General features: G+C 61.4%; 14 protein-coding genes. 6 read left to right on the top strand and 8 right to left on the bottom strand.

Annotated elements, in window-relative coordinates; genetic code table 11:
• Positions 1–10: 10 nt before the first annotated feature.
• Genes pcsA through NKH43_RS12970 form a run of 3 tightly spaced genes read right to left on the bottom strand, consistent with a single transcriptional unit; the run spans position 11 to position 2389 of the window.
• The gene (pcsA, locus tag NKH43_RS12980) at positions 11–826 is read right to left on the bottom strand and encodes a phosphatidylcholine synthase (protein WP_352858525.1); all 816 of its coding nucleotides are present in this window, start codon (positions 824–826) and stop codon (positions 11–13) included.
• Positions 823–1437 carry a DUF1326 domain-containing protein gene (locus NKH43_RS12975; protein WP_352858522.1) on the bottom strand — a complete coding sequence of 205 codons (615 nt, stop codon included), beginning with the start codon at positions 1435–1437 and terminating at the stop codon, positions 823–825. Before NKH43_RS12975 ends, pcsA begins: the two co-directional genes overlap by 4 nt.
• 13 nt (positions 1438–1450) lie before the next feature.
• Positions 1451–2389, bottom strand: coding sequence for a DUF2182 domain-containing protein (locus NKH43_RS12970; protein WP_352858520.1), 939 nt, complete (start codon positions 2387–2389; stop codon positions 1451–1453).
• A gap of 61 nt (positions 2390–2450) precedes the next feature.
• On the opposite strand from NKH43_RS12970, the gene NKH43_RS12965 reads away from it, so the two are divergent.
• The gene (locus NKH43_RS12965; RefSeq protein WP_352858517.1) at positions 2451–3662 is read left to right on the top strand and encodes a UbiH/UbiF family hydroxylase; all 1212 of its coding nucleotides are present in this window, start codon (positions 2451–2453) and stop codon (positions 3660–3662) included.
• Between the two features lie 220 nt (positions 3663–3882).
• Entirely contained in the window at positions 3883–4206 is a 324-nt protein-coding gene (hspQ, locus tag NKH43_RS12960; protein WP_352482577.1) for a heat shock protein HspQ, read from the top strand.
• A gap of 131 nt (positions 4207–4337) precedes the next feature.
• Here hspQ and NKH43_RS12955 read toward each other — a convergent pair whose 3' ends face one another.
• Positions 4338–4967 (bottom strand): invasion associated locus B family protein, encoded by a 630-nt coding sequence (locus NKH43_RS12955; RefSeq protein WP_023717607.1) that lies wholly within the window; start codon positions 4965–4967, stop codon positions 4338–4340.
• Between the two features lie 230 nt (positions 4968–5197).
• On the opposite strand from NKH43_RS12955, the gene NKH43_RS12950 reads away from it, so the two are divergent.
• Both NKH43_RS12950 and NKH43_RS12945 read left to right on the top strand, forming a co-directional pair.
• Positions 5198–7018, top strand: coding sequence for an extracellular solute-binding protein (locus tag NKH43_RS12950; protein WP_352858514.1), 1821 nt, complete (start codon positions 5198–5200; stop codon positions 7016–7018).
• 23 nt (positions 7019–7041) lie between these two features.
• On the top strand, positions 7042–7719 hold the full coding sequence (locus NKH43_RS12945; RefSeq protein WP_352858511.1) for a DsbA family oxidoreductase: 678 nt from the start codon (positions 7042–7044) through the stop codon (positions 7717–7719).
• Between the two features lie 6 nt (positions 7720–7725).
• Here the strand turns inward: NKH43_RS12945 and NKH43_RS12940 are convergent, their stop codons facing one another.
• Complete coding sequence (locus NKH43_RS12940; protein WP_352858509.1) at positions 7726–8160, bottom strand: hypothetical protein; 435 nt, start codon at positions 8158–8160, stop codon at positions 7726–7728.
• A gap of 642 nt (positions 8161–8802) precedes the next feature.
• Here NKH43_RS12940 and NKH43_RS12935 point away from each other — a divergent pair.
• Both NKH43_RS12935 and mgtE read left to right on the top strand, forming a co-directional pair.
• On the top strand, positions 8803–10692 hold the full coding sequence (locus NKH43_RS12935) for an ABC transporter ATP-binding protein/permease (protein ID WP_023717611.1): 1890 nt from the start codon (positions 8803–8805) through the stop codon (positions 10690–10692).
• A 272-nt stretch (positions 10693–10964) separates the two neighbouring features.
• Positions 10965–12329, top strand: coding sequence for a magnesium transporter (gene mgtE / locus NKH43_RS12930; RefSeq protein ID WP_352858506.1), 1365 nt, complete (start codon positions 10965–10967; stop codon positions 12327–12329).
• 57 nt (positions 12330–12386) lie between these two features.
• On the opposite strand, the gene gor is transcribed toward mgtE, so the two are convergent.
• The 3 genes from gor to rpiA all read right to left on the bottom strand — a co-directional run bounded on the left by gor (position 12387) and on the right by rpiA (position 15190).
• The gene (gene gor, locus NKH43_RS12925; RefSeq protein WP_352858503.1) at positions 12387–13775 is read right to left on the bottom strand and encodes a glutathione-disulfide reductase; all 1389 of its coding nucleotides are present in this window, start codon (positions 13773–13775) and stop codon (positions 12387–12389) included.
• Between the two features lie 118 nt (positions 13776–13893).
• Positions 13894–14472: a DUF2059 domain-containing protein gene (locus tag NKH43_RS12920; RefSeq protein WP_352494650.1), complete on the bottom strand. Its 579-nt coding sequence runs from the start codon at positions 14470–14472 to the stop codon at positions 13894–13896.
• The gene (gene rpiA / locus NKH43_RS12915; protein ID WP_023717615.1) at positions 14459–15190 is read right to left on the bottom strand and encodes a ribose-5-phosphate isomerase RpiA; all 732 of its coding nucleotides are present in this window, start codon (positions 15188–15190) and stop codon (positions 14459–14461) included. Before rpiA ends, NKH43_RS12920 begins: the two co-directional genes overlap by 14 nt.
• Positions 15191–15290 lie beyond the last annotated feature (100 nt).

Below are 15290 nucleotides of genomic sequence, written 5' to 3'. Positions count from 1 at the left end.
TCTCTTGGGATCAGGCTTTCTTGTCCGGCTTGGCGCCGAGATTTGGAAAGAACTGCATGATAGCGCCGATGCAAGCTAGGTAAAGCCCGGTGACCGTAATTCCGATCTTGATGAAATCGCTGACCTGCTCGCCCAGCACGCCGATCTGGTCATAGAAGGAGGCAAGCGCGGCCTGCGCCAGCGCCAGCGCGCCGAAAGCACACCAAAGCAGCGTCATGCCGAGATTGATGGGCCGCAGCCGCTTCACCCGCACCGGATGGATGAAATGGATCGGCACGAAAGTGAGAATGCCGGCCACCACGACCACGGCGAAGGAAACCCATTGTCCGGGTTCGATGACGAACAGCGTGAACACCACCATGTTCCAGACGACCGGAAAACCCTTGAAGAAATTCTCCTTCGTCTTCATGCCGGTATCGGCATAGTAGATTGCGCTCGACACGACGATGATCGCCGCCGACAGGAACGACAGGCGCTCGCCCATGAAGCCGCGCTGATAGAGCGCGAAGGCCGGAATCAGCACGTAGGTCACGTAGTCGATGATGTTGTCGAGGAGTTCGCCCGACCATGTCGGTAGGATTTCCTTGACGTCGAGCTTCCTGGCGATCGGCCCGTCGATGCCGTCGACGAACAGCGCCAGCCCTAGCCACCAGAACATCGCCGTCCAGCGCTGCTCGCTTGCTGCGACCAGCGACAGAAACGCCAGGAATGAGCCCGACGCGGTCAAGAGATGGACCGAGAACGCCCGCGCCTGCGGCCATGTGACTTTCTTCTTCGGCCGCGGAATCCGGTCGGCGATTTTCCTGGCCGTCGTCTTCTTGCTCACGGTCCCCGCCAGTCCAGCTTGCAGATTTCGGCCGAGCGGCCGGCAAAGTTCCAGTTGCGGCCAAAGGCCCGCATTTTGCTCCTGTCGGATTTGGCGACGATGATCTCCGGCGCGATCCAGTATTCCGAATTGCTGATGACCGTATCCTTGTCGCGATCCTTGCCGGTGATCGGCGTCACCGCGCCATCGATGATCTTCGGTATCTGAAAGATGCGCGTTTTCTCACGCGTCTCGTAGGTGATCGGCACCTGCTCGGCGCCGAGGAACTGTCCGACCAGGATCGAGAGCAGCGATGTGGTTCCGCCGGCCTTGCCGGTGAATATCTTCGTCAGTGCCTTCACAGCGTAGACCGAGGCGCGCTTGTCGATGAACAGGCCGGCAGTCCAATTGCCGCGGCTCATATAGCCGGGGATTTCCATGACCAGCCCAAGATTGAGACCAGACAGGTCGACCTCGCCGAAATGGCCGGCATCGATGCGGAATCCGGCCCAGGTCTGGCAATAGCCTTCTGTCGGCGGATGATTGCCGAGCGACAGCACGCAAGGGCAAAAAACCGTGCAATTGCAGGAGAGGACGAGCTCTCCCTTCATTGCCCAGTTTTGGTCTGTCATCGAATTCTCCCCCTCATGTCGAGACTACTAGCAGCGTGGCTGCCCAGACAAGCAGTATCGCGCCGGCCAGCCGCGTCGGCAGATTGCCTGCCGTCTGTTTTTCGACCAGGCTAAACAGGCCGATGAGCGCCATCCAGAACACGTTCATCACGCCGACGGCAAGCATTACCAGCATCAGCGCCCAGCAGCATCCAAGGCACCACAGGCCCTGCTCCATGCCGAGCCGGAAAATGCGAATGGGCCTGGCGCTCCAGTTGGCGAACAGGACCGAGAACGGATTTCTGCACTTCTCCAGACAGGCTTCCTTCAGCCAGCTGAACTGATAGAGACCAGCGATCGACAGCGCGGCTGCTCCGGCAATTCCAACCGCCGGATCGAGCATCTGCCCGGGTGACGCGAATGCATCGACTGCTAGCGTCAGGGCTGCGAACATTGCCGAGACGGCAAGCCAGACGCTTAAATATCCAGCGACGAGGACCAACGGATGGGCGACCGGCTCCCTCTTGATCCTGGCGGTATCTGCGATCTCGCAATAAGTCCGGATCATCGGCGCCGCGGAGGGCAGCATGGTCGCGATGGCCATCAACAGCCACATCGCGGTGAGTGCCCCGCCTTGCGCGCCTAGGCTTGCGTGAAGCGGCGCCGGCGCAAGGCAGAGGGCGAAGAAACGCGCAAGGAAATCCGGCAGCGGCAGTTGCGGCAGATATCTCAGCATAGTGTCACCGGGTGCATCGGTGCCCGGGAGCCGGCTTACGGCACCACGAACTGCAATTGCGCCGAGAAGGAGCCATGCAAGGGCGATGCCCATGCCAGCAACAACGCTCACCGTCAGTCGAGGGCTGCGCGCAACGCCCGCCATCGCACGGCCGATACCGTCCAGGTGGCTGAAATCGTCTTGTTGGCCGGTCATGGCAACCGAATGGGCCGAATCGCCGCGTTGATCAAGCGACATCACCTGACCTATATGGACCGGCAGGTCGGATAGGCCTCACCTCGCAATCGGGAAGCCGAATTTGGATCATCGGGAAACAGCACGGATACTCGTTGCCGGCAGCGGCCCCGCAGGGCTGATCGCGGCGCTTGGCTTTGCCGAGACCGGCTTTCCGGTGACGCTCGTCGGACCCGAGGCAGCCGGCCCCGATGCCCGGACGACAGCCTTGATGAACCCTGCCCTGAAGATGTTAGAACGGCTCGGGATCCTGGATAGAATCAGGCCGCACACAGCGCCGCTCAAGGTGATGCGCATCGTCGATGCAACAAGCCGGCTGATCCGCGGCCCGACAGTGACCTTTCGCGCCAGCGAGATCGACGAAGAGCAATTCGGACTGAACGTGCCCAACAGCGTTCTCAACCGCGCGCTAGCCGAGGCTGTCGGCGCGCATGCGGGCATCGAGTGGCGAAAGTCGATGGTGGAGGCATGGCGCCTCGATGCCGACCATGCCCATGCCGTTCTCGCCGACGGCAGCGAGATTGAGGCGTCGTTGGCGGTTGCCGCCGATGGCCGTCAGTCGCCGGCCCGCGAGGCAGCCGGCATCCGGACATCGGTCCGATCCTATCCGCAGGCGGCGCTGGTGCTCAATTTCGGTCACCGCAGCGACCATGCCTTTACTTCGACCGAATTCCACACCGAGACCGGTCCGTTCACACAGGTTCCCCTGCCCGGCAACCGGTCCAGCCTTGTCTGGGTGCTCGAGCCCGATACCGCCAGGGACCTTGCAGCACTTGACGACGCCGAGCTTTCGACGCGGGTCGAACAGCGGATGCAATCGATGCTGGGCCGCGTGTCGGTTGAGCCCGGCCGACAGGTCTACCCCCTTTCAGCGGTGAGCCCGTGGCGGTTTGCGCAGGACCGCGTGGCCCTTGTCGGCGAAGCCGCCCATGTGTTTCCCCCAATCGGCGCGCAAGGCCTTAATCTCGGCATCAGGGACATCGACGACCTGATTGGTACCGCAAGCAGGAATCGCTCGGACCCGGGCGCCGCCAAGGCGCTTGCGACCTATGATTTCAAGCGGCGGCCGGACATCCTGGCACGCAGCAGCGCGGTCAACCTGCTCAACATGTCGTTGCTTTCCGACATGCTGCCGGCCCAGTTGGCGCGCAGCGCTGGTCTTGGCGTGCTTGAAGGGTTTGCGCCGTTGCGGGCGTTTTTTATGCGCGAGGGTCTGCGACCCGGCAGCGGTTTTGCGGCATTTTTTGGTGGATTGCGAAAACCGGCTGAGCGCTAGCGATCTTGGGTACCGCCCTTGCTCCGCATCTTGCGAACTCAACCCGGCGTCACGCGCTTCGGGATTGAATTGACGCAGAGTCTGCGCCAAATAACGAACATGTCGACGGCAAGGTCTGGACCAATCTTTGCCGGACCGATGCGTTAGAGTCTAAAGTCTTGGAGCGTTCCTTGCGTGTTCCAGGATGCGTGGCGTCCAAGAAGTTCAAGTGGTGAGTGCGATGAAGACAGCCAAATTCTCGATCGGACAGGTGGTTCGCCACCGGCTGTTTCCGTTCCGCGGCGTCATTTTCGATGTCGACCCGCAATTCGCCAACACCGACGAATGGTACGAGGCGATCCCCGCTGACGTGCGGCCGCGCAAGGACCAGCCCTTTTATCATCTGCTCGCCGAGAATTCGGAAACGGAATACATCGCCTACGTGTCCGAGCAGAATTTGCTCGAGGACCGGTCGGGCGAACCGGTCCGGCATCCACAGATAGGTGAGATGTTCGAGAAGAGGCCGGACGGGCGCTACGAACCGAAGCACCAATCGAGACATTGATGACTTAGCTAGGACTTGGCCGGCTTGAGACATGGCTGGACCCGACAATCAGCCGGTTCAGCAAAAAAAGCGGGGCATGAACCCCGCTTTTTGTTTGTTCGAAAACCCGTCGATCAGTTGGCGGCAGTGGATCAGTTGGCGGCCTTCGCCTTTTCCTGCTCTTCCTTGAGCTTCTTGGCAAAATCCTGGTTGTTCTTGGCGACGAACTCCTGGAGCTTCTTCTGCCGGTCCTCGATGTCCGACTGCTGCAGCGGCGGGCCGTCGAAGGCGCCGCTGAAGCCGGTCAGCGCAATCTTGATCGGATTCGGCTGGTTCTGGAAATTGATCGAGGTCAGTGTCAGCGCCGATCCCTTCTTGAAGGATGCGACGAGCTGATCGGTCAGCGGCACTTCCGCCACGCAGCGGTCCGGGAAGCAGATCACATAGTCGAGCTTCTGCGCCTTGCCGCCGTCGATCTGGAGGCCGATGCCGGGAGGAACCAGCCGGCCGGTCGGAACCGTCACCTGGAACACCTTGCGGTTCACCTTGCCCTTCAATTCGATCAGGCTGACGCCGGTGATGAGCTGGCCGTTGCCGGCGGTGGTGATGTTCTGGACATTGCAGATGTCGACGTCTTCCTGCTTGGTGCAGGCCTTGAACCAGCCTTGCGGAATCTGCTGTTGCTGCTGCGCGGAAGCAGCGGGAATCCCGGCGCCGAGAATGCCGACCACGCCAGCGGCCATGACCGACAGGCGGTACGCGTTGCTGTTCAGGCTGGTCATGTCGTGCATTCCTCTCAAATGATCCCGGAACCGGCTTTTTCGTGCCGTGTGGTCCAGCTACCTGTTGCCGAAATGAGGCAACAGAATGACTTCGGACGGCGTGTTACACTGCAAGCGATGCCGAATCCAGCCCGAGCCTCGCGAATCTTGGCCGAAGGATTGGCTCAGGGGGTTGGCCGGTGCACGACCGGCTCATGTATGCTGCGCATCGAATCGGGAAGGAGACGGTCATGGGCCGCGTTGTCATTTGGCTGATCGCCACAATGTTGTTTGTCGGCCTTTCCCTGCAACCGGCCCTGTCGGAACCGAAGCACGCGCTTGCCATGCAGGGCGAGCCGGCGCTGCCGGCCGACTACAAGCATTTCAACTACGTCAACCCCGACGCGCCGAAGGGCGGTAGCATTACCTATTGCGTCGTGGGCAGCTTCGCCACGCTCAATCCGTTCATCCTGAGACGCCTGCGCACCACGGGGCGGGGCTTCATGGCTCAGAGCTTTGCCAGTCTGCTCTTCGCGCCGTTGATGCAGCGCAACTACGACGAGGCCTTCAGTCTCTACGGCCTGCTAGCCGATACCGCCGACATGGATCCCGAGCGCAAGGGCATCGAATTCCACCTCGATCCCAGGGCCAAATGGTCAGACGGCGAACCGGTGACGCCGGAAGACGTGTTGTTCACCTATGACGTCTTCACCGAGAAGGGCCGGCCACCTTACAGCCAGCGGATGAAAGCGATTGCCAAGCTCGAAAGGACCGGCGACCGCAGCGTGCGCTTCACCTTCAACGACAAGGCCGACCGCGAATTTCCGCTGATCATTGCGCTGACGCCGATCATCCCGAAACACGCTTTCAACAAGGACACATTCGACAGGACCACGCTGAAGCCGGTGGTCGGCAGCGGCCCTTACACGGTGGCGCAAGTCGTGCCCGGCCAGCGCATCGTGTTCAAGCGCAATCCGGACTATTGGGGCAAGGACGTTTCGTCCAAGCGCGGCTTCGACAATTACGACCAGATCACCATCGAATATTTCCTCAACGCCAACGCCAAGCAGGAAGCGTTCAAAAAAGGCATCTGCGCCATCGACGACGACAGCGACCCGGTCAAACGCGAGCGCGATCTCGACTTTCCGGCCTTCCACCGGGGCGAGGTCATCGCCGAAACTTTCGACACCGGCATTCCGCCGGTGGTCAACGGTTTTCTGTTCAACACGCGGCTGCCGAAATTTTCCAATCCGGTCGTGCGGCGTGCGCTCGGCATGCTCTACGATTTCGAATGGGCCAACAAGAATCTATTCGGCGGCAAATACACGCGAACGATGAGCTTTTGGCAGAATTCCGAACTCTCCGCGCTCGGCCACCCGGCCAGCGAAAAGGAAAAGGCCCTGCTGGCCCCCTACCCCGGCCGCGTGCCTGCAGATGTCATGGACGGCACCTACAGGCCGTCTGTCACCGACGGCTCTGGCCAGGACCGCAAGGTGCTGAAGGCCGCATTCGAGCTGCTGAAGAGCGCAGGCTATACGGTGCAGGACGGCGCGATGCTCGATCCCGAGGGAAAGCCGTTCGGTTTCGAGATCCTGACCGCCTCGCAGGACGAAGAGCGACTTGCCGCTATCTATCAGCGCACGCTTGAGAAGCTCGGCATCGATGTCGGTATCCGCAGCCTCGACGGTGATCAGATCCAGTCGCGCAAGCAGCGTTTCGATTTCGAGGTGCTGGTCGGCTCGACCGGTTTCAACAACTCGCTGTCGCCCGGTATCGAGCAAACCGGGCGCTGGGGATCCGCTGCCGCCAAGGCCGAAGGCTCGTTCAACCTCGCCGGCGTCGCCGATCCGGCGGTGGACGCGGCGATCGAGGCGATGTTGAGAGCTCGCTCGAAGGAGGACTATGTCGCCGCCGTCCGCGTCCTCGACCGGCTGTTGATCTCCGGTAACTACATGGTGCCGACGCAGCACAACAACCGGCAATGGCTCGCTTATTGGAACTATCTGGAACATCCGCAAAAGACGCCCATATACGGTTATCAGTTGCCGACCTGGTGGCGCAAACCGAAGTGACCTCTTCAGAACAGGAGATCAAGATGAACGACGAGAACTCGATTACCGTCGATGTGGTCTCCGACGTCGTCTGCCCCTGGTGCTTTATCGGCCAGAAACGGCTCGACAAGGCGATTGCCGCCGTCGATATCGACGTTCACATACGCTGGCGGCCCTTCCAGCTCGACCCGACGATTCCGCCCGAAGGCAAGAACCGCCGCGACTACATGGTGGCGAAATTCGGCAGCGAGCAACGCATCCGCGAAATCCATGCCCGGATCGAGCCGTTGGGCGAGGCTGAAGGGATTTCCTTTGCCTTCGACGCCATCAAGGTCGCGCCCAATACGCTGGATGCGCACCGGCTCATTCGCTGGGCCGGGACTGCCGGCGAGGCCGTTCAGAACCGGCTGGTGCGCCGGCTGTTCCAGCTGAATTTCGAGGAAGGCGCCAATCTCGGCGATCATGCCGTGCTGATCGAAGCCGCCCGCGAGGCCTGCATGGATGCCTCCGTGGTCGAAACGCTGCTGCCGACCGACGCTGATGTCGAGGCGGTGCGCACCGAAATCGCCACCGCTTCGCGCATGGGCATATCGGGCGTGCCGTGCTTTCTGCTTGAGGGCAAATATGCCGTAATGGGAGCCCAGGACGCCGATACGCTTGCCGATGCGATCCGCCAGGTTGCAGCGGCCAAGGCGCGCGGCGAGCTGGAAACGGCCAACTGAGCCGGACTATTTCACCGTCACCTTGGCCTTGCTGACGAAAAAGCCATGGCCATGCTTGCCGGTGCAGGTCAATCCCTTGGTGGATGACTGGCAGGAAAACGGCCCCTTGCTCCAGCTATTGCCGTAGGCCAGCTTGGTGACGTCGCCGCAGCAGCCTTGCTCGCCCGGATATTTGATCAGCGTCGCCGGGCCTTTCGGCCCGAGGATGATGGTGACGTAGCTGGGCTCGACACGCGAACAGCTCAGCTCCGGTCCGCCATCCTGCGGCTCGTAGGTGCTGGTGCCGCCCTTCGGCGTATAGATGCAGCCGATATTGCCGGACGGAGTGTTGAACTCGACCTGCCCCTCGGCGTTTGCAGGAACGGTCTGGCTGCCGGCATATGTTTGCGGCAGCCAGGCAAATGTTGCGAGCATCGCGGCAAAAAAAGTCCGTGCAAGCATGAAGAACTCCCCCCGGTTCAAACGTGGATGCGCCCCGGCAGGTTCGATCCGTAGCGCATCATTGTCAAACGCAGTTTTGTTCGCGCTCTAAAAAAGCATGGTCTAATGGATGTTGGTCCGCATCCTAGACTGTGCCGGAGAAGTCATTGCTTGGCTGATTACGGGTTCGTGACAAGGCGGCTTCAACCACGAATCATACGGTCACGTTCTGGCCACCGACGAGGTCGGACCTGACCGTAAAGGCGGGCTGAAGATCGGTTCAGCTTGTGAAAATCGACTGCTGGACGGCGCTTCTATGTTCACAAAGCTGTGTGAAGACCTTCCCTAGGGGAAGGTGTCTAACTGCTCTGGGGCGGGCAAGTAACTGTTTGAAATTGCGTTAATATTCCGCCCCTCGAAACGTGACAGCTTAGCGCCGTGAGCATTCATTCTGTTGCTCCACTGCAACGGCCGGCCAGCCAATCCACCTGCGGTTGGAGAAAAGCTAATGGAAAATGATCAATTGGTGTTACTGTCCGTAACAAAAGAAAAACCGTTTGGGCGGGATTAGTGATTCGGGTCGATAGACCAACGCGACATTCAATATCGGAAAAATGGCTCCGCGGTGCCGCAAGGCAGTCGCCCCTGACGCCCGTATCGTCGATGCGCAGCTTCTGGGGACTGATGCGGGCCTACTGGTTCTCAGACCGTTGGGTGGAAGCCTGGACGCTGACACTGGTGATCGCCCTGCTCACCGCGCTCTCCAGCAAGGCAGGCGTATGGTTTGCCGTAGCATCCGGAGAGCTGGTCAACTCGATCGCCTTTTTCCACGATGCCGCAAACACCACGCCGCTTCAGACATTGCTGACCAATGCCGGGATACTTGTCCTCCTGGTCGTGCTCAAAGATGCGGGTTTTACCGGTATCCGCAGCCTGGTATCCGCAACGTTGCATCGCAAATGGCGAGGCTGGCTCGACAGCCAGTTCAACGAAGCCCTGCTTGATTCCAATCACACGCATTTCCACGCTCAGCATGGTTCGTCAGGCGCCGCCGCTCCCGATAATATCGACCAGCGCATCCAGGAATCGATCAAGGATATGACGGGCGGAGCCATCGGCCTCGCCATGGGGGTCCTGGCCGTTGCTACTTCATTGTATTTCGTCGGCCAGCAACTGCTTGCACACTCGGCGGAGGTCAAAGGGTTGGAGTTCCTCGGCAGCTATGGCAGCGCCGTCCTCGCGTTTCTGGCAGTCGCCACCTACGTGCCGTTGAACACCTGGATCGCGGTCAAGCTGGGCAGGCTGCTGGAACGGCTCAATGTCAGAATGCAGCAGGCCGAAGGCAGCTATCGCGGCGAGCTGATCACGTTCCTACGCCGCAGTTTTCATGTCGCCGCATCGCAAGGCGAGAACGTGCAGAAGACGGTGCACAGCCAGCGCTATGTCGACATCGACCGCACCTGGGCGCGGCTGAACATCGTCAACACAGGCTACAATTCGTTCGAGCTGATCTACAATTTCATCGGCGCCCGCATTGTGGCCTACGGGCCTGGGCTAGTGCCGTTCATCCACAACGGGTTCGATCTCAAGGGTTACATAACTGGCTCTGAAATGGTCAATTCACTGATCAGCCAGTGTTCATGGTTCATCCACGTCATGCCTGCCATCGCCGCGGTGCGGGCCAACAGCCAGCGAGTCACCGAACTCGCAAATGCGATCGAAAACGTCCAGCACCCGCAGGAATTCTACGGGCTGACCGGCCGCTCCGATTTTCGTTACGACCGCCAGAACCCGGTGTTCGGCCTGACCATCCAGAAGCTCGAATTGGCGCATCAGGGCGAGGACGCCACCCCGTTCCTGAGCGCTGCAAACTTGCGCTTCCGGCGTGGCGAGTGGACGTTCCTGAAGGGCGAATCCGGATGCGGCAAAACCTCGCTGATCAAGGCGATCAACGGCCTGTGGCCTTATGGCCGCGGCACCATTGTCTTCCCTGAAGGGGTCAGGAGTTTCTACGCCGCCCAGGAGGTGAAGCTGCAGCAGGTCTCGCTGAAGCAGCTTGTCTGCCTGCCCGGTTCCGAGCATGATTACGCCGACCGGCAGGTCGCATCCGCCCTGCACAAGGCCGGCCTCGGCGACTTCATCGAGCATCTGGCCGATGAGAGCCGTGAAGGAAAGATCTGGGATCAGGTTCTTTCGGGTGGGCAGAAACAGAAGCTGGTCGTCGCCCGCATCGTGCTGCAGCAGCCCGGACTGCTGTTCCTCGATGAAGCCACCGGCGCGCTCGATCCTGAAGGACGAATTGCCTTCCATCAGGCGATCAAGGACAATTGCCCCGACGCAACGGTGATCTCGATCATGCATGAGGCGACGCCGCCGAGATCGGTCGCGGGAACCGAATTCTACCACAGCGTGGTTGCGATCGCCGACGGCGTCGCGACCAAGAAGCCGCTGGTTCCGAGCTTGCCGGTCGAGCTCACCACCATCCTCACGCAGCCGACGCGGCCGGCCGAGGACAAATGGCTGCGCTTTCCCCGCCGGCTGAAGCAGAGATAGCCGCGGCACCACTGCCGGCATCCAGCCAGCCTGCCACGCAGCCCGATCACAGTCTCGCGATCCAGTCGGTTTGCCGCCGTTTTGACCCGCTCTCGCGATTGACTCGGCAAGGCGCGCTCCTATGTTGCGCCGGCCCGCAGAGATCCCAACCCGAACCCGCGAGCAGAAAGGTCACCGCGCCATGCCTGGCGACAGTCACAGTCGAACGCAACCGCCGTCCGCTTGACGTGACCTGACCGGCTCACGTCCTGCCGGACGGCAAGGAGTGAGCCATGAACGAGTTTTCCCCTGTCGCGGGCGGCGATGCTATCGCCGTTGCCCGCGTGCTTGCCAACGAACACATCGCCGATATCGTCGAGGCCTTGAACCAGGAGCCGCGCAAGACGGCATCGGAGCTGCTTTGCGAAGTGCCGTTCGAGCGGCTGGTCGAGATCTTCGACCAGCCTGAACTCGACGGCGCGTCCGAACTGGTCGAGGCGCTGCCCCGCAGCAGGGCAGGCAGGCTGCTTGCCGCCATGTCGGTCGACCGCGCCGCCGACATACTGCGCGCTCTGAACGAACCGGCTCGTTCCGAACTGCTTGGGTGCCTGGCGCCGCCGCTGCGCGCGACGCTGCTTGCCATTCTAGGCTACCCCGAGGGCAGCGCCGCCTCGCTCATGACGACCGAATATGTCAGCGTGCCGCCGGACTGGAGCGTGGCCCGCACACTGGATTACATCCGTAAGGTGGGTCGGACACGCGAAACCGTCTATGCGATCTACATCGTCGATCCCAAAACGCATGTCCTGTTGCGCTCGACCAGCTTGCGCCGGCTGATTGCCGGTGAGCCGGATGAGCTGATCATGGCGGTTGCGCCGGATCGCGCGCCTATTACCGTGTCGCCGCTGACCGATAGCGAGAAGGTCGCACAGCTGATCTCGAAATACGATCTGCTCGCCGTCCCGGTCGTGGACAACGGCAAACTCCTCGGCATTGTCACCATCGACGACATCATCGACACGATGATCGAGGAAACGACCGAGGACGTGCATCGCTTCGGCGGCATGGAGGCTCTGGACGAGCCCTATATGAAGATGAGCTTTCTGGCGATGATCCAGAAGCGCGCCGGTTGGCTATGCGCGCTGTTCGTCAGCGAGATGCTGACCGCCAACGCGATGCAGAGCTACGAGGGCGAGCTGGAAAAGGCGATCGTGCTGACCCTGTTCATTCCACTGATCATGAGCTCCGGCGGCAATTCCGGCTCGCAGGCGACCTCGCTCGTCATCCGGGCGCTGGCGCTGCGCGAGATCGGCCTTGGCGACTGGTGGCGGGTGGCCCTGCGCGAGCTGCCGACCGGCCTGGTGCTTGGCTCGATCCTTGGCGTAGTCGGCGTTTGCCGCATCGCGCTCTGGCAGTATCTCGGCTTCTACGACTACGGCCCCCACTGGCCGCTGATCGCAATGACGATCGGCGCCACGCTGGTTGGCATCGTCACCTTCGGCTCGCTGTCTGGATCGATGCTGCCGTTCGCCCTGAAGCGCATCGGCTTCGATCCGGCCAGCGCATCGGCTCCGTTCGTCGCCACGCTGGTCGACGTCACCGGGTTGGTGATTTATTTTTCTGTGGCGCTGGTGATCCTGCGCGGAACGCTGCTGTAAAAAAACTCACGCACTTCCATCGCGGCAATCCCGTTGCCGCGATGGGTTCTTGTCGCGTCAGACGCGCTCACCATCTCTCACCCGGTAAGTCGGCTTGTATATGGTGACGAGTTCTTCCGCCGCGGTCGGATGCACCGCCATGGTACGATCGAAATCATCCTTGGTCAGCCCGGCCTTCAGCGGTATGCCGAGAAGCTGCGCCATTTCGCCGGCATCCGGCCCGAGGATGTGGGCGCCGAGGACTCTTTTCGAGGCGCCGTCGACGACCAGCTTCATCAGCATCTTTTCATCGCGGCCGGAAAGCGTGTGCCGCATTGGCCGGAAGGTGGCGCGGTAGATTTCGAGATCCGAAAAGCGTTTTGCCGCCTCATCCTCCGACAGGCCGACCGTGCCGATCTCGGGCTGGGAAAAGACCGCGGTCGCGATCGTGTCGTGGTCGGGCGCCGTCGGCTTGTCCTTGAAGGCGGTCTCGACGAAGCACATCGCCTCGTGGATCGCCACCGGCGTCAATTGCACGCGGTGGGTGACGTCACCGATCGCCCAGATGTTGTCGATATTGGTGCGGGAGTATCCGTCGACCTGGATTGCCCCGGTCTTGGTCATCTCGATGCCGACGCCTTCCAGGCCCATGTTCTCGGTATTGGGAATGCGGCCGATGGCGAGCATGACCTGATCGACCGTCAGCACCGTGCCGCCGGTGACAAGCGCGTCGAGCCGGCCGTCAGGCCGCTTCCTGACCCACTCTGACACGGCGTGGCAGAGGATTCTTATCCCCTTCTTTTCCATCGTCTCGTGCAGCATGCGTCTGAGGTCCATGTCGAAACGGCTGAGGATTTCCTTGCCGCGGTAGACAAGCGTCGTGTCGACGCCAAGCCCGTGAAAGATGTTGGCGAATTCGACGGCGATATAGCCGCCGCCCTCGATCATGATTGCCTTCGGCAGCTCCTTGAGGTCGAAGGCCTCGTTGGAGAAGATGCAGTGCTCATGGCCGGGCAATGCCGGGTGCGGTGCCGGACGCCCGCCGGTAGCGATCAGGATCTGGTCGGCGGTAACGGTGCGATCCTCACCGAGAAGATGCACCACATGCGGATCGACCAGCACGGCGCGTGAGTGAAAGACTTCGCCGCCGGCGCCCTGCACGTTGTTCTGGTAGATGGCCTCCAGCCGGCTGATTTCGCGATCCTTGTTGGCGACCAGCGTCTGCCAGTCGAAACGCGCCTCAGGCACCGTCCAGCCATAGCCGGCGGCGTCGGCGAAATGCTCGGGGAATTGCGAGGCATAGACATAGAGCTTTTTCGGCACACAGCCGCGGATCACACAGGTGCCGCCATAGCGGTATTCCTCGGCGATGCCGACGCGCTTGCCGAGTGCTGCCGCGACGCGCGCCGCCCTCACCCCGCCGGAGCCGCCGCCGATGACGAAAAGATCGTAGTCGTAACCGGCCATGGCTGAACTCCTTGCCCCTCAAACACCGAGACAGGTAGGCTGCCGACCATCAAAAGAAAAGCCCGGACTTGCCGGGCTTTCTGGTCCAGTGGCGGTCAGGCCGCTCGGAAGTTCGCGATCAATTCGGTGTCGCGTCCGCAGGAGCAGCGCCATCGGCCGGGGCGGCACCGTCGGCAGGTGCGGCCGGCGCCTTGGCATTCGCCGCTGCACCCAGGGTCTCGCCTACCTGTTGGGCGAGATCGCGAGCCAGGCCGTTCTGCCAGATGTCGGCAGCCTTCACCAGCTCGCGCGTCACGATCGAGCCGTTGTCGAGCAGCTTCTTGCCGGTATCGGAGTTGTAGAAGGCGGCGATTTCAGTGAGCTCCTTTTCCGAGAACACTTTTGCATAGGCAAGCGCTGCTTCCTTTTCCAGGTCGGCGCGGCGCGATGCCAGGGCCATCGCCTTCTCGTTGATCGTCTTGGCGATCAGTTCCTGCATGTCCGGGTTCTTCTGGATCAGCTGCTGCTCGAGCGCCGCGGCAGCTTGCGGCAGGATGTTGTCGAACGTATCCGTCGCATGGATCGCCGCGACCGCGGCGCGCGCCGCCTTCAAATGCGCATCAGTGACATCCTGCGAAAACGCCGGCGACGAAAACGCGAAAACGGCCGAGGCCGCCAGAATGGCAAAAAAGCGGCCAACCCGGTTATGCAACATCATGATCGGTAAAACTCCCTGGTTTTCGGGCGGCATGGACGGTTTGGATGCCGTCGCCGCCGGCTATGATGGCCGTTGATGCCAGCCCGATGAAAAGACCATGCTCGACCACGCCCGGAATGGCGTGGAGAGCATTCGAAAGCGCTCTTGTATCCGGAATGCGGCCAAAAGATGCATCGAGGATAAAATGGCCGCCGTCTGTAACAAATGGCTGGCTCCCCGTCATCCTCAGTGTAACAGGGCCGGAAAGGCCAAGGTTTGCAGCCACTGCGCCAACTGCAATTTCGGTGGCGCGCAGGCCAAATCGGTTGACTTCGATGGGCAGCGGAAAACGGCCGATCATCTCGACCATCTTGGAGCTGTCGGCGATGACGATCATGCGGGCGGAGGCCGCCGCGACGATCTTTTCGCGCAGCAGCGCGCCGCCGCCGCCCTTGACCAGTGTCAGCGCCGGATCGATCTCGTCGGCGCCGTCGATGGTGAGGTCGAGCTCGGGCGTTTCCTCGAGGGTCGACAGCGGCACACCAAGCTCGGTGCAAAGGACGGCGGTGCGCTCCGAGGTCGGCACGCCGATGACAGTCAGGCCGGTGGCGACCTTGTCGGCGAGCAGCCGCACGAACTCATCCGCTGTCGTGCCGGTGCCGATGCCGAGCCGCATGCCGTCCGTGACATGGGCAAGCGCTGCCCGCGCAGCCTCAACCTTCAATTGCCTCGCATCCATGCCGGGTCCCGAGATTCGTTTCGGCGCTCGTAGCATTTTTGCCGGGCTGGTCAAAGGACCTTGCCCGCGATGCATAAGCCGGCTTGCCTGAACGGGCCGC

The sequence above is a fragment of the Mesorhizobium sp. M1163 genome, from assembly GCF_040318415.1.
GTDB lineage: Bacteria > Pseudomonadota > Alphaproteobacteria > Rhizobiales > Rhizobiaceae > Mesorhizobium.
The sequence above is the reverse complement of the archived record's forward strand: the minus strand, read 5'-3'. Positions and strand labels throughout refer to the sequence as shown.

Excerpts from the sequence above, each read along its gene's own strand:
- NKH43_RS12920 (WP_352494650.1), bottom strand. The coding sequence starts at position 14,472 with ATGATGTTGCATAACCGGGTTGGCCGCTTTTTTGCCATTCTGGCGGCC.
- rpiA (WP_023717615.1), bottom strand. The coding sequence starts at position 15,190 with ATGGATGCGAGGCAATTGAAGGTTGAGGCTGCGCGGGCAGCGCTTGCC.
- NKH43_RS12935 (WP_023717611.1), top strand. The coding sequence starts at position 8,803 with ATGCGCAGCTTCTGGGGACTGATGCGGGCCTACTGGTTCTCAGACCGT.
- NKH43_RS12975 (WP_352858522.1), bottom strand. The coding sequence starts at position 1,437 with ATGACAGACCAAAACTGGGCAATGAAGGGAGAGCTCGTCCTCTCCTGC.
- gor (WP_352858503.1), bottom strand. The coding sequence starts at position 13,775 with ATGGCCGGTTACGACTACGATCTTTTCGTCATCGGCGGCGGCTCCGGC.
- NKH43_RS12945 (WP_352858511.1), top strand. The coding sequence starts at position 7,042 with ATGAACGACGAGAACTCGATTACCGTCGATGTGGTCTCCGACGTCGTC.
- mgtE (WP_352858506.1), top strand. The coding sequence starts at position 10,965 with ATGAACGAGTTTTCCCCTGTCGCGGGCGGCGATGCTATCGCCGTTGCC.
- hspQ (WP_352482577.1), top strand. The coding sequence starts at position 3,883 with ATGAAGACAGCCAAATTCTCGATCGGACAGGTGGTTCGCCACCGGCTG.
- NKH43_RS12970 (WP_352858520.1), bottom strand. The coding sequence starts at position 2,389 with ATGTCGCTTGATCAACGCGGCGATTCGGCCCATTCGGTTGCCATGACC.
- NKH43_RS12950 (WP_352858514.1), top strand. The coding sequence starts at position 5,198 with ATGGGCCGCGTTGTCATTTGGCTGATCGCCACAATGTTGTTTGTCGGC.
- NKH43_RS12955 (WP_023717607.1), bottom strand. The coding sequence starts at position 4,967 with ATGACCAGCCTGAACAGCAACGCGTACCGCCTGTCGGTCATGGCCGCT.
- NKH43_RS12940 (WP_352858509.1), bottom strand. The coding sequence starts at position 8,160 with ATGCTTGCACGGACTTTTTTTGCCGCGATGCTCGCAACATTTGCCTGG.